Source organism: Klebsiella huaxiensis (assembly GCF_003261575.2).
Classification (GTDB): domain Bacteria; phylum Pseudomonadota; class Gammaproteobacteria; order Enterobacterales; family Enterobacteriaceae; genus Klebsiella; species Klebsiella huaxiensis.
This window is the reverse complement of record NZ_CP036175.1, coordinates 3174926-3188232: the sequence shown is the minus strand read 5'-3', so window position 1 is coordinate 3188232 and position 13307 is coordinate 3174926. Positions and strand designations below refer to the sequence as shown.

Annotated in this window: 11 protein-coding genes; 4 read left to right on the top strand and 7 right to left on the bottom strand. The window is 55.2% G+C overall.

Going from position 1 to position 13307, the window contains the following annotated elements:
- Nucleotides 1-19: 19 nt before the first annotated feature.
- The 5 genes from DA718_RS15380 to pcaH all read right to left on the bottom strand — a co-directional run bounded on the left by DA718_RS15380 (nucleotide 20) and on the right by pcaH (nucleotide 5693).
- Nucleotides 20-298, bottom strand: coding sequence for a hypothetical protein (locus DA718_RS15380; protein WP_112215759.1), 279 nt, complete (start codon nucleotides 296-298; stop codon nucleotides 20-22).
- 264 nt (nucleotides 299-562) lie between these two features.
- Entirely contained in the window at nucleotides 563-2935 is a 2373-nt protein-coding gene (locus tag DA718_RS15375; RefSeq protein WP_112215761.1) for a glucose/quinate/shikimate family membrane-bound PQQ-dependent dehydrogenase, read from the bottom strand.
- 305 nt (nucleotides 2936-3240) lie between these two features.
- On the bottom strand, nucleotides 3241-4164 hold the full coding sequence (locus DA718_RS15365; protein WP_112215762.1) for a LysR substrate-binding domain-containing protein: 924 nt from the start codon (nucleotides 4162-4164) through the stop codon (nucleotides 3241-3243).
- 171 nt (nucleotides 4165-4335) lie between these two features.
- A complete protein-coding gene (pcaG, locus tag DA718_RS15360; protein WP_112215763.1) occupies nucleotides 4336-4956 on the bottom strand; it encodes a protocatechuate 3,4-dioxygenase subunit alpha in 621 nt (206 codons plus the stop codon).
- Nucleotides 4953-5693, bottom strand: coding sequence for a protocatechuate 3,4-dioxygenase subunit beta (gene pcaH / locus DA718_RS15355; protein ID WP_112215764.1), 741 nt, complete (start codon nucleotides 5691-5693; stop codon nucleotides 4953-4955). The genes pcaG and pcaH overlap by 4 nt, the downstream gene beginning before the upstream one ends.
- A gap of 237 nt (nucleotides 5694-5930) precedes the next feature.
- Here pcaH and hglS point away from each other — a divergent pair, with 237 nt between their 5' ends.
- Together hglS and DA718_RS15345 are read left to right on the top strand one after the other, a co-directional pair.
- Nucleotides 5931-7274, top strand: a complete 1344-nt coding sequence (hglS, locus tag DA718_RS15350) for a 2-oxoadipate dioxygenase/decarboxylase HglS (RefSeq protein WP_112215765.1) — start codon at nucleotides 5931-5933, stop codon at nucleotides 7272-7274.
- A gap of 42 nt (nucleotides 7275-7316) precedes the next feature.
- Entirely contained in the window at nucleotides 7317-8825 is a 1509-nt protein-coding gene (locus tag DA718_RS15345) for a carboxylesterase/lipase family protein (RefSeq protein WP_112215766.1), read from the top strand.
- Here DA718_RS15345 and DA718_RS15340 read toward each other — a convergent pair.
- Both DA718_RS15340 and DA718_RS15335 read right to left on the bottom strand, forming a co-directional pair.
- Nucleotides 8797-9660: a LysR family transcriptional regulator gene (locus DA718_RS15340; protein ID WP_112215767.1), complete on the bottom strand. Its 864-nt coding sequence runs from the start codon at nucleotides 9658-9660 to the stop codon at nucleotides 8797-8799. The genes DA718_RS15345 and DA718_RS15340 overlap by 29 nt on opposite strands.
- A gap of 44 nt (nucleotides 9661-9704) precedes the next feature.
- A complete protein-coding gene (locus tag DA718_RS15335) occupies nucleotides 9705-10952 on the bottom strand; it encodes a T6SS phospholipase effector Tle1-like catalytic domain-containing protein (RefSeq protein WP_112215768.1) in 1248 nt (415 codons plus the stop codon).
- Between the two features lie 414 nt (nucleotides 10953-11366).
- On the opposite strand from DA718_RS15335, the gene ycaC reads away from it, so the two are divergent.
- Together ycaC and DA718_RS15325 are read left to right on the top strand one after the other, a co-directional pair.
- The gene (gene ycaC, locus DA718_RS15330; RefSeq protein WP_112217412.1) at nucleotides 11367-11990 is read left to right on the top strand and encodes an isochorismate family cysteine hydrolase YcaC; all 624 of its coding nucleotides are present in this window, start codon (nucleotides 11367-11369) and stop codon (nucleotides 11988-11990) included.
- A gap of 145 nt (nucleotides 11991-12135) precedes the next feature.
- Nucleotides 12136-13305, top strand: a complete 1170-nt coding sequence (locus tag DA718_RS15325) for a pyridoxal phosphate-dependent aminotransferase (protein ID WP_112217413.1) — start codon at nucleotides 12136-12138, stop codon at nucleotides 13303-13305.
- Nucleotides 13306-13307 lie beyond the last annotated feature (2 nt).

Here is a 13307-nt window from a genome sequence, read left to right as displayed (position 1 = left end):
GGTTATTGCTAACGCAGAATTACTCCCATCGCAGGTTTTCAAAACCGTTTTGCCTCCGCCGCTGTTCCCTACGTTCACGTTCGCGCTGGATATCTGATTTCTCATCTTCCCACACCGAGCAGTTTGGCCCGCTGAACACTTCGCAGGGCTGTTGTTTATCGGCGAGCGGATTCACGGTTTTTTCTTCCCATATCGTCGGATTGCGCAGGTCCACCTCTGGAGCCTTCAACGCCTGAGCCGACGCAGCCATTATCGACATAATGGTGCCCGCAAGCAGGCGGCAGGTTGAACGCTTCATCCATTATCCTTGTTCAGTCGTTATTATTGATAACCATTCGCAATAATAACATAGCTGAATAAAGAAAGGGCCCAGTAAGCGGCCCGTAGGATGGCGAGAAAACAGTTTTGCTATTTTGCTGACTGTTTGTCGGGTGGCGGCTGGCGCCTTACCCGACCTACGAAAACTGTGGTTTCCTGTAGGCCCGTGCAAGCGTAGCGCCGCCGGGCGATGACAGAAGAACGCAGTTTGTCAGCAATAAGGCCCCAATCGGGGCCCTGATACTTACTTCTGCTCCGGGAGAGCGTAGGCGATAATGTAATCGCCACGGTCCGGTGACTGGCGAGCGCCGCCAGCGTTGATGATGATGTACTGCTTGCCGGTTTTCGGTGAAACGTAGGTCATCGGGCCGGACTGGCTGCCCACCGGCAGACGGGATTTCCAGATCTCTTTACCGTTGGCGGTATCAAATGCACGCAGGTAGAAATCCTGGGTGCCGGCGAAGAACAGCAGGCCGGACTGGGTAGACAGCGAAGCGCCCAGCGTCGGCATACCGATAGGGATTGGCATATGCATGCGGATCCCCAGCGGGCCGGTATCTTCAACGGTGCCGACCGGAACCTGCCACACCAGCTTGCCGGTTTTGAGATCCACCGCCGACATGGTGCCGAACGGTGGTTTCTGGCACGGAATGCCAAGCGGTGACAGGAAACGCTCGCGCATTGCACCAAACGGGGTACCTTCCATCGGCACAATACCCATTTCGATACCGCTGGCGTCTTTCGCCACTTTCTCGCGCGGCACCATATAGTTAGCGAGGCCAAGGCGCATATCGTTGACGAACATCAGGCTGTTATTCGGGTCAACTGACACGCTGCCCCAGTTCATCCCGCCAAGCGAGCCTGGATATTGCAGAGAACGGTCTTCGCCCGGCGGCGTAAAGATGCCCTGGTGACGCATCTCTTTAAACTGGATACGGCACAGCAGCAGGTCGACAGGGGTTGCGCCCCACATATCGGACTCTTTTAGCGTCTCGTTGCCGATCATCGGCATACCAACGGAGTAAGGCTGAGTAGGAGAATAGCGCTCGCCTTTGATATCACCTACCGGAACCGGACGCTCTTCCACTTTGGCCACCGGCTCACCGGTTTCGCGGTTGAGCATAAAGATCATGCCCTGCTTACTGGTTTGCACCAGCACCGGGGTGGTGCCGCCTTTGCCGTCAGGTAGATCGTACAGTAGCGGCTGAGAAGGCAGGTCGAAGTCCCACAGGTCGTGGTGAGTCGTCTGGTAGTGCCAGCGCACCTGACCGGTTGTTGCGTCAACGGCCACGATAGAGGAACTGTATTTATCGTCAAGCGCAGTGCGCTCGCCGCCGAAGAAGTCTGGCGTAGCGTTACCTGTTGGCAGATAGATCAGATTCAGCTTCGCGTCATAAGACATGGCCGACCAGACGTTCGGCGTACCGCGGGTGTAGGTTTGGCCTTCCGGCGGCTCGCCGGTCAGATTCGGGTTACCCGGATCCCATGCCCACGCCAGCTTACCGGTGTGAACATCGTAAGCGCGCACAACGCCCGGAGGCTCGCCGGTGGAGAAGTTATCCGCCACGCGACCGCCAACCACGACCACATTGCCAGCGACCAGCGGCGTGGAGGTTTGTTGGTAGTAACCCGCTTTGATTTCGCCCATACCAACGCTGAGGTCAACAATACCGTGGTCGCCGAAAGTCTCGCACAGTTTGCCGTTATCGGCATCGATGGCGATCAGACGCGCATCGGTGGTCGGCAGGAACAGGCGGCGAGAGCAGGCAGCCGGCTGTGTATCCGCAGTGGCTGTTACCTGGGCCTGGCTATCTGCGTAATAGCCTAAGCCACGGCAGCGCTGCCAGTTCGGCGCGGTGGCCTTTGAATCGTAGCGCCATTTCTCTTTGCCGCTATCAACATCCAGTGCCAGCACTTTGCTGTAAGGCGTACAAACGTAAAGTGTGTCGCCAATCTGTAACGGGGTGTTCTGGTCTTCCGCACCGGAGCCGTTACTCTGCGGAATATCGCCAGTATGGGCGACCCACGCGACCTGCAACTGGTCGACGTTCTGTTTGTTAATCTGGTCGAGCGCAGCGAAACGGTCGCCATGGGTGGTGTTACCCCAATGTTCCCAGTTTTTCTGTTGTTCGCCAGCGGCGACCGGCTTGACCGGCACCTCTTCACTGGCGCTGACCAGCGGCTGGGATTTGAACATCCAGCCGAAACTGACCAACAGCACCACGGCGAAGATCGCCGCAAGGCTAAACGCCGGGCCTTTTTTCGCTGGTTGGCGGGAAAGGAACGGCCAGACCAGCGCAGAAAGAAAGGCCAGCACACCGAGGGCAAACAGGCGTGAGAACAGCGGCCAGTATGTCCAGCCAGCATCGCCGATCGCCCAGATGATTGAGGCGACAAAAGCAATTGCGTACAGCACGATGCCGCCGCGGCGGCTACGGAAGATGAGCAGCGAGGCGATAATCATCACCAGGCCCATAATTGCGAAATAGAAGGTGCCGCCGACGGAGGCGAGTTTTGTACCGAGAATACCGATAGCCAGACCGATGATCAGCATCAGTCCGGCGAGAAGCCACTGCAGGATCCGGGGGAACCCTCGCGGCACGTTGCCAGTTGCCATTTTTTCTCCTTAACCACCCCTGCAAAGGAGTGAACCAGATGAATCAAATTTTCAAGTGAAGTCTTTTGAATGAAGTGATTGTGGCCTTCATAAAAGCCTGTTTATTGCTGTTATTGATTTCAAATGAACCATTTGGTGAAATCATGGATATGATAGATCTGTTAAATAAATTTACGCAATTGTTAGTAAATGATTTCGCACTAATTGATTATTTTGATGAATAGAGTTACGCGTTCGCGCAGGGAAAGAGGCCATTATTTCCCCGGTTAACAGCACCGTCACCGGGGAAATGATTGAAGCACCAGTCAGACCGGCACGGATTTACGAATCGCGCTGAGCAAGAGCTGCGTGCCTGCGGTAAGGGTGGCATCCACGCGAGTCAGAATACCGATGGGCTCACCTGCGCCCTGGGTCGGGATGGGGAGCGCCGCCAGCAGTCCGCGGCGAAGGTCGTCTTTTACTGCGCCAGAGGGGACAAACCAGACGTAGTCGTAATCGACGGTGAGCTGGCGCGATAACGAGGCCGACAGCGTTTCAATGCAGCCTGAAGGAATTTTGCAGCCCTGACTTTGCAGCAGGGTTTCAGCGTTCTGACGCGGCAGGGTTCCTTTTGGTGACACTACCACCGGCCACTCCATCACCCGGCTCAGCGTGACCGTCTCCTGAAGCAGCGGGTGCCCCGGGCGAACCACCAGCTTCAGGGATTCGAGAAACAGCAGTTCGTAGTTCAAACCACTCATTAACTCCGGGTCGGACATTCTCCCGATACCGATATCGATTTCACCCGATTTCAGCCCCGCCAGCAGCATGGTGTTGTTCATGGTCGCCACTTGCAACGTGATATCTTTTTGTTGTTGGTGATACTGACCAATTACCGAGGGTAAAACGCCCAGAGCGGCAGTAGGAAGGGCCCCAATACGCACGATGTCGCTGTTAAGACCTTCTTTGCGATTCAGCGACTGGCCCGCGGTATTGAGCGCATCAAGCACCTTAACGGCATGAGTCAGAAACTGTTCACCGACCAGCGTGAGCTGTGCACCCAGCCGCCCGCGCTCAAACAGCCGCGTGCCGGTTAGCTGTTCAAGCTCATTGAGCGTCTTTGATAAAGCCGGTTGGCTAAGATTTAAGGTTTCAGCCGCACGCCCAAGCGTTCCTTGTTGAGCGACGGCCACGAAGGTATGTAGATGGCGCAAGCGAATGCGCTGACTGAAAAGACCATTTTTTTGCATAATCAATGTTAAAAACAGAGGTGCGCCAGTGACAAGTAATGTTGATTAAATTTGTTAACTTCATAGCAAAATATTATTAACATTTTATCTTATTATTTTACAAGTTGATTTTGTTGAGATTGTTAAAAAGAGAGGCCCCCGGCGAGCGGGGGCATGAAAAGAAGAGAAATGCTAGATATCGAAGAAGACGGTTTCGTTCTCGCCCTGCAAATGAATATCGAAGCGGTACACGATTTCATTGCCGCGAACTTCGCGGTGCGCGATAAGAGTCTGTCGGCGCACTTCCCATTCAATGAGATTCAGTACCGGGTCGGCCTGATTCGCATCCTGTTCATCGGAGAAGTACATCCGCGTATTGAGGCCAATGTTAATCCCGCGTGCCACTATCCATAAATTCACATGCGGTGCCATTACGCGGCCATCGCGACCGATAACGGAGCCGGGTTTAATCGTTTCAAAGCGCCAGATACCGCTGGTAAAGTCCGAGCAGCTACGCCCCCAGCCGCGAAATTCCGCATCCTGCTTTTTGTTCTGCTGCCTGTCGTCAGGGTGGTTATAACGCCCGGCGGCATTGGCCTGCCAGATTTCCAGCAGCACATCGCGTACCGGCGTCCCGGAGCCATCAATCACCCGGCCTTCGATAGTAATTCGTTCGCCTTCGGTGGCCGGCGTGGTCAACGTCGGACCAAAGTTCTTTTCAAAGATGTGAAAACCTGCGGCGTCCGGCGCAAGGCCGATGTGTACGTAAGGACCGGCGGTCTGTGAAGCAGTTTCAGGTAAAAAATTTTTCATCGGGCGGCCCCCTGAGTGCGGTTTTCAAACAACGTCGCGCGATGACCGCGTAGCACAAGGTCAAAACGGTAGGCCAGAGAGTCCAGCGGCACGGCGGCGTGGGTATCCAGCTCGGCGATTAACGTCCGAATAGCGTCATCATTATTGATGGTTTTGACGATAGGGCACTGTTTAATCAACGGATCGCCTTCGAAATACATTTGAGTGATTAAGCGCTGCGCCCAGGCTTCGCCGGAAAGAGAGAAGTGGATATGCGCCGGTCGCCAGTCGCTCGCCTGGTTGCGCCACGGATAGGGGCCTGGCTTAATGGTGCGAAAACAGTAATAGCCGTTTTCGTCGGTCAGTACCCGGCCACAGCCGCCAAAGTTAGGGTCGATGGGAGCAAGATATTGATCTTTCTTATGCCGATAGCGACCGCCTGCGTTAGCTTGCCAGACTTCAACCAGCGTGTTTTTCATCGGACGGCCAAACCCATCGCGAACGTAGCCGTGCACAATGATGCGCTCGCCGATGGGCAAACCCTCTTTGGCATAATTAAGGATAAGGTCATTATCCAGTGCGCCCAGATCATCACTGCTAAACACCGGTCCGGTAATTTCTGAGAGTGAGTTTTGAAGGGAGATCAGCGCATTGCGCGGTGAACGCAGAACGCTGGTTTTGTAGCCCGGCGCGTAAGCGGGAGGATGGCTGTTGTAGTCGCGATGCAGAACCTCGCGCGGTGACCATTTATCGTTCATAGGGTACTCCGTTTTATCGGTAGAGGGGCATGTTGTTGTAATATCGCCATAAGCAGTTTGTGTAAATGTTTTGTTAATTTAAAGTGAAATTGAAGGGTATTTTTCATAACCAGTGGTTATGAAGTGGTCAGCTAAAAGAGGTCGCTCAGCTATCCGCATCACAGTTTGTAAATTCTTCCCGCCGCCTGCGAGCAGCTTTCCTACACTCCAGGGAGTATTCACTGGAGGTAAGACATCATGGCGAACACCATCACGGCTGATGAGATTCGGGAACACTTTTCGCAGGCGATGTCGGCGATGTACCAGCAGGAAGTTCCCCAGTACGGGACGTTACTGGAGCTGGTGGCCGACGTTAATCTGGCAGTACTGGAAAATAACCCGAAGCTGCATGAACAACTGGCCAATGCCGATGAGCTGGCGCGGCTGAACGTTGAACGTCACGGTGCGATCCGCGTCGGAACGGCGGAGGAACTAGCGACCTTACGTCGCATGTTTGCCATCATGGGAATGTATCCCGTTAGCTATTACGATCTGTCGCAGGCCGGGGTCCCGGTTCACTCGACCGCGTTTCGGCCCATTGACGACTCGGCGCTGGCGCGCAATCCGTTTCGGGTTTTTACTTCGCTGCTGCGCCTGGAGTTAATTGCTAACGTTGAGCTGCGCAATCGGGCGGCGCAAATTCTCGCCCGCCGCGATATTTTCACTCCTCGCTGTCGTGAACTGATGGCGCTTTATGAAGAGAAGGGTGAATTCACCTCCGTTGAAGCACGTGAGTTTGTCAACCAGGCGCTGGAAACCTTTCGCTGGCATCGCCATGCCACCGTTGATGATGAAACCTATCACGCGCTGCATGAAGAACACCGGCTGATTGCCGATGTGGTCTGTTTCCCCGGCTGCCATATTAATCATCTGACCCCACGCACGCTGGATATTGACCGGGTACAGGCGCTAATGCCGGAATGCGGTATCACGCCGAAAGCGCTGATTGAAGGGCCGCCGAGGCGTGAAGTCCCGATTTTACTGCGTCAGACCAGTTTTAAGGCTCTTGAGGAGCCGGTGATGTTTGCCGGGGAGCATAAAGGCACGCACACCGCCCGCTTTGGCGAAATTGAGCAGCGCGGCATTGCGCTGACGCCGAAGGGCCGCGCCCTCTATGACCGACTGCTCAGCGAGGCTGGGGTGGGCAAAGATAATCTTAATCACCAGCGCCATTTGCAGGAAGTCTTTAACGCGTTCCCTGACAGCGAATTTCTGCTGCGCCAGCAGGGACTGGCCTGGTTCCGCTACCGTCTGACCCCATCAGGCGAAGCGCATCGCCAGGCGTTTCGACCGGGTGATGATCCGCAGCCATTAATCGAACGCGGTTGGGTCATTGCCCAGCCGATTATTTATGAAGACTTCTTACCGGTGAGCGCCGCGGGGATTTTTCAGTCGAACCTGGGCAATGAGATCCAGTCTCATAGCCATGGCAACGCCAGCCGCGAGGCCTTTGAAACGGCGCTTGGCGGTTCGGTCTATGATGAGTTTGAACTGTATCGACAGGCGGAAGAGCGCAGCAAACGACGTTGCGGTCTGCTGTGAAATCAGTACTCTGCTGGCATGAGTCGTTAAAGGAAGCAGGTCATGCAGAATCCGTCTACCCCGCTGGTGAAAACCCGGCAGGGCACCTTATCGGGCACCTCCGAAGAAGGAATACACATCTGGCGCGGCATTCCCTATGCCGCACCGCCCGTCGGCGACCTTCGCTGGCGCGCGCCGCAGTCTGCCGCCCGTTGGCAGGGCGTGCGTCAGGCTGATACATTCTCCGCTTCCAGCTGGCAGGATATTGAGTATTGCCGTGAGCTTGGCGGCGGCGATCCTGGCCGCTTCTCAGAGGATTGTCTCTACCTTAACGTCTGGTCACCCGCCGCTCGGGAGCGCGCTTTACCGGTGATGGTCTGGCTGCATGGTGGTGGTTACACCATCGGTGCTGGCAGCTTGCCACCCTATGACGGTAAAGCGCTGGCTTCCCGCGAGGTGGTGGTGGTGACGGTCAACTACCGGTTGGGACATCTGGGCTTTTTTGCTCATCCAGCGCTGGAAGGCGAAGATGGCGAAAGAATCTATAATTTTGCTCTGCTCGATCAGATTGCCGCGCTGCAATGGGTTCAGGAAAACATCCATGCCTTCGGCGGCGATGCTGCCAACGTCACGCTGTTCGGCGAATCCGCCGGGGCGCGCAGCGTGCTGTCGTTGCTGACTTCGCCGAAAGCCAAAGGGTTGTTTCATAAAGCGATCATTCAGAGCGGCTATACCTTGCCGGATTTGCCGCGCGAGAAGGCGCTGGCGAAGGGGCAGTTGATCGCTGAACATTTCGCTTTGCCGCAGGCTAGCGCCGAACAGCTTCGGGCGATCCCTGCCGAGGCGTTCTGGTCGCTGACCGCGCCGTTAACTATCGGCCCGGCACCTATCGTTGGCGATGCTGTCCTGCCGCAGCCGATGTTGGAAACGTTCTTTAGCGGACGTCAGCATCCGCTACCGGTGATGATTGGTTCAAACAGCGACGAGGCCAGCGTCATGGCGGTGTTTGGTGTCGATATCGCTGGGCAAATCCAGAAACTGCGTCGCGAACGCCGCTTTGGTCTCGGGTTAATTAAACTACTTTACCCTGGCGTCAAGGGGGATGAAGCGCTGGGACGTGAAGTGTGTCGCGACATGGCGTTTACCACGCTGGGATACGTGGTCATGCAGGCGCAGCAGCGGGTAGGGCAGCCGTGCTGGCGCTACTGGTTTGATTATGTTGCTGAGGCCGAGCATGAAACCTATCCGCACGGCGCGTGGCACGGTAACGAAGTGGTATACGTTTTTGATAATCTCGAGCTGGCTGAGCCGGTGCGTAATTATGCAAATGAGCGCGATCGGGCTTTTGCGGCGCAGGTTGCGAATTACTGGGTTGAATTCGCCCGGCGAGCCGGCGGCGGCTGCCAGGAGCTTTCAGGGACGGTACGCTGGCCAGCCAGCCTGCGTGGGCGCGATCGGTTGTTGCGAATCGGGTTGCATAAACAGGCGGGTTTTAAAGTGGAAAACCGCTTTATGCGCGCTCGCCTGGCGCTGTTCCGCCGGGTCATGAAGCATCATGTGACCCTGGATTAATCAGCTTTTCACGAAAGCGCGCCAGTCCGTCGGCTTTGCTTTGTGAGGCTCGCACTACCAGCCGATAGCTAGCACCGGTTTTCACGCTAAGGGCAAAAGGGCGCGTCAGACGACCGGCGCGTAAATCCTCTGCCACCAGAGTTTCGTCGGCGATAGCTATCCCCAGCCCCTGCATGGCGGCGGTTATCGCCAGATCCATCGTATCGAAATGCTGGTTTTTACTCATCGGCAGCGGTTTCTCGGAGGAAAATTGCGCCAGCCACAGCGACCAGTCGGTTTTGTCCCGCGTCGGATGTAAAAAGGTCATCTCACTCAGTGGGTTATCGTCAGCCGCCGAGCGGTTCATCACCGGCGTCAACGCCTCTTCAAACAACAGTTCGCCCGCGCTGTGGTGGCTGCCGAAGATGATCGCTGCGTCATAAGGCTCGGTTTTGAAATTAACGCTATGTTCGGTGGTAGTGGTCAGGGCGACCTGCAGTTCCGGATGGCATTGCTCAATGGCTACCAGCCGCGGTACCAGCCAGCGAATGGCGCAGGTAGGTGCTTTCAGACGCACCACGGTTTGCTGCTGACGGGCCTGCTCAGCGACCGTGACCAGGCGGGCAAAAGCGGATTGTAGCTCCGGGTAGAGCGCGCTACCTTGCGGGGAAAGACGCAGCCCGCGAGCGTGGCGAACAAACAACGGGAAACCAAACCAGCTTTCCAGCGCCGCAATCTGTCGGCTGACCGCCCCCTGCGTCAGGCACAGCTCGCGGGCGGCATGGGTTAAGTTGAGATGCCTGGCGGTGACCAGAAAGGTTTCCACGGTATTAAATGGTAGGGCGCTTCGCGACATGTCGCCTCCAGCTATGCGTTTTGATCATAACCAGTATGTCATGGCTATATCGCGCAAGTCACCCTGTCGGTGGGCTGTTCAGAGGGGGCCAGCGGTTCGCTACCCGCCTCGCCAACCCACTCGTAGCGTTGAGGGAGATTAACGGGCCGATAGTCGCTTGATGCCATGCGCTGCTTAACGGATTGGTGAATCAGCGCGCTCTCAGGAATCAACCTTGGTTCCCCTCGCGGAACATACCAACCCAGCCAGTCCCGACGCTCATGCCATTCCCTGGCTTTCACATTTTTAGGTAACCATTCGAGAGGGATCCAGGACAGCGTCAATGAGCGGTGTATCTCAGCCATCTCATCCGGTGCGGCGTAGCGATATTTACTGCCTTGCCGCGGCTTGCCGAAAACCATTTGATTAATATTGGCCTGATTCACCAGCAGGCCGTACGACCGGGCTTCTTCTATCATCCAGACCAGCGGAAATTTTGACAGGCCGCTCTCCGTTTCCGGATATCCGCCACCGATATCCGCATGAACGCCCGCAAACCAGACCTGCTTGACGTCCTGCGTAATATCGCTTTCAGGCTTAAAAGGTTTGGCTCTAAAAGATTGAGGTTCAAGCCAGTGATGTAGTCGAAACATCCGACGCCGCTCATCGATGGCGATGGCCTGGCGAAAGCACTTCACAATGGGGTTTTTCTGGGTATAGAGCAGCTTTTCCACATCCAGCAGCAGGCCGAATTTTTTCGGGATCAATATTGAGGAGACGGTGTCCCACACGCCGATAAACTCAATCTGAATCATCCGCGTTCCGGCGACCCGTGAGAAGTGCCATGCATCGGCCAGCGCTGAAGAGGGCTGCTTGCTCTGACGAGGCGGTTCATTGCTTAAACTTGCGCGCTTGTAGGCGGCGAGGGCGTATTCGGCGAGATTCAATTGGTCTTTATTGAGCAGGCCAATCATGTTTACCATGGCCGCGAGTACGCGAACGGTGTACGCCCCACGGCTAAAGCCGAAAAGCCACACTTTATCCCCCTGGGCGTAATTTTCACAAAGAAAGCGGTAGGCGCAAAGGATGTCTTTATCCAGGCCGAAACCAGTGGCGAGTTCAAACCATCCGCGGACTTTTTGTCGCAACTGTTGCCAGGCGTTGTGCTGACCAATAGTGCCAATTCCAGGTTGATAATAGACGCATTGCGCTGCGTTTTTGCTCATCACCCGGTAAAGTTTCAGTACGTTTGACAGCTCTGCCTTCACTTCATTACCGGTTCCATCACAACAGATAACGACATTTTTGCTCATTATTTTCTTCCTGAAATCAAAGACAAAAAAGTGCCGGGAATATCCCTGCAGTTGGTATTGGTTTTTAGCAGTATGCCACGGCTTGTTCCGCAAATGGGACAATGCGTCTCACATTCAGCGGCTAATCCTCAGCCAGTGATTACACTATTATCAGCCCTGTTAACCATACCCGTCATACTTCAAGTTGCAGGTGTGTTGGCCGCGCTCGTTCACCCCAGCCACTTACCAGAGTAAGCTCCCGGGGTTTCGCTCACTTGCCGCGTTACTCGGCCTATGGCCTCGCCCCTTCGGGGCCAGCGCAAGCGCTGTTCAAGGCACAAGTGCCTTGTCCTGCAACTCGAATTATTTAGGGTATAAATACCCGCCGAAGCTGCAATCTGGCGGAAAATCTGATGTCGAAATGAGGAAGAGATCATGGCCAAACCGTATGTTCGTCTGGATAAAAATGATGCCGCTGTGCTGCTGGTGGATCACCAAACGGGACTGTTATCACTTGTGCGCGATATCGATCCTGATAAGTTCAAGAACAACGTCCTTGCCCTTGGCGACCTGGCGAAGTACTTCGGTCTGCCGACCATCTTAACCACCAGCTTCGAAAATGGTCCCAACGGCCCGTTGGTGCCGGAGCTGAAAGAGCAGTTCCCGGACGCGCCTTACATTGCCCGTCCTGGCAACATTAATGCCTGGGATAACGAAGATTTTGTGAAGGCCGTCAAAGCCACGGGTAAAAAGCAACTGATTATCGCCGGCGTCGTGACCGAAGTTTGCGTGGCTTTTCCGGCACTGTCAGCGATTGAAGAGGGCTTTGATGTCTTTGTGATAACCGACGCGTCCGGCACGTTTAATCCGATTACCCGCGATGCCGCATGGGATCGTATGTCGCAGGCGGGTGTGCAGCTGATGTCGTGGTTTGGCGCAGCCTGTGAGCTACATCGCGATTGGCGCAATGATGTTGAAGGTCTGGGGACCTTGTTCTCCAACCATATCCCGGACTATCGCAATCTGATGACCAGCTTTAACCTCTTAAATCAGAAATAATTACTCTCACGGTCGGCAGGTCTGCTGACCGTTTTTCACCTTAAGCCATGATCGCTGTGCATAGCTACTATGACAACAATTCGATTGTCGCATCCCGAACCTTTGGATTGAATGCTTATGCAAATAAAGTGAAAAAGGATTAACTATGGCCCTCAGTTCTTCGGTGAGCACCCGCTCTAAACTGCCGGATGTCGGCACCACTATTTTTACCGTGATTGGTCAGCTATCCGCGCAGCATAATGCCGTAAACCTCTCTCAGGGCGCACCGAATTTCTCCTGCGACGAACACCTTGTCGAAGGCGTGACCCAGGCAATGGCGCAGGGGCATAACCAGTACGCGCCGATGACCGGTTTGCGCGTGCTGAAAGAGCGCATCGCCGAAAAAATCGCCGCGCTGTACGGCACGCATTACGATGTGGACGACGAGGTGTTGATTACCGCCAGCGCCAGTCAGGGGATCTACTCCGCCATTAGCGGACTGGTGCATCCTGGCGATGAGGTCATCTATTTCGAGCCCTCTTTTGATAGCTATGCGCCAATCGTGCGCCTGCAAGGGGGGACGCCGGTAGCGATTAAGCTGACGGTACCGGATTTTGCCGTGAACTGGGATGAGGTTCGCGCGGCGATTACCCCACGTACGCGGATGATCATTATTAATACTCCGCACAACCCAAGCGGGCAGGTGTTTTCTGCGGATGATTTAGCCCAGCTAGCGGCGCTCACTCGCCATACCGACATTGTGATCCTGTCAGATGAAGTTTATGAACACGTGGTTTTTGATGGTGCACAGCATCACGGAATGGCGACTCACCCGCACCTGGCGGAGCGCAGCGTGATTATCTCCTCATTTGGCAAAACCTATCATGTCACCGGCTGGCGGGTGGGTTACTGTGTCGCCCCGGCTGCGTTGATGGACGAAATTTGCAAGGTGCATCAGTTTCTGATGTTTTCCGCCGATACCCCGATGCAGTATGCCTTCGCTGAACATATGCGCGACCCGCAATCCTGGCTCTCGCTGGCCTCGTTTTATCAGCAAAAGCGCGATCTGATCGTGCAGTTGTTGGTGGACTCGCCGTTTCGGCTGCTGCCGATTGCGGGCTCTTTCTTCCTGCTGGCGGACTACGGTCATTTCAGCGAGGAAAGCGACAGCGAGATGGTCAAACGGCTGATTACCGATTATGGCGTTGCCACGATCCCGCTGTCGGCGTTTTATACCGATGGCACTGATAACAAACTAATTCGCCTCTCTTTTGCCAAAGATGAAGCGACACTGCGGGCCGGTGCACGGGCACTGTGTCACGTTAAGCCACGCTAAGG

Bases quoted from the DNA above. Each gene is read 5' to 3' on its own strand.
- hglS (WP_112215765.1), top strand. From the start codon at position 5,931: ATGGCGAACACCATCACGGCTGATGAGATTCGGGAACACTTTTCGCAG.
- DA718_RS15340 (WP_112215767.1), bottom strand. From the start codon at position 9,660: ATGTCGCGAAGCGCCCTACCATTTAATACCGTGGAAACCTTTCTGGTC.
- pcaG (WP_112215763.1), bottom strand. From the start codon at position 4,956: ATGAAAAATTTTTTACCTGAAACTGCTTCACAGACCGCCGGTCCTTAC.
- DA718_RS15375 (WP_112215761.1), bottom strand. From the start codon at position 2,935: ATGGCAACTGGCAACGTGCCGCGAGGGTTCCCCCGGATCCTGCAGTGG.
- DA718_RS15380 (WP_112215759.1), bottom strand. From the start codon at position 298: ATGAAGCGTTCAACCTGCCGCCTGCTTGCGGGCACCATTATGTCGATA.
- DA718_RS15365 (WP_112215762.1), bottom strand. From the start codon at position 4,164: ATGCAAAAAAATGGTCTTTTCAGTCAGCGCATTCGCTTGCGCCATCTA.
- DA718_RS15325 (WP_112217413.1), top strand. From the start codon at position 12,136: ATGGCCCTCAGTTCTTCGGTGAGCACCCGCTCTAAACTGCCGGATGTC.
- DA718_RS15335 (WP_112215768.1), bottom strand. From the start codon at position 10,952: ATGAGCAAAAATGTCGTTATCTGTTGTGATGGAACCGGTAATGAAGTG.
- pcaH (WP_112215764.1), bottom strand. From the start codon at position 5,693: ATGAACGATAAATGGTCACCGCGCGAGGTTCTGCATCGCGACTACAAC.
- DA718_RS15345 (WP_112215766.1), top strand. From the start codon at position 7,317: ATGCAGAATCCGTCTACCCCGCTGGTGAAAACCCGGCAGGGCACCTTA.
- ycaC (WP_112217412.1), top strand. From the start codon at position 11,367: ATGGCCAAACCGTATGTTCGTCTGGATAAAAATGATGCCGCTGTGCTG.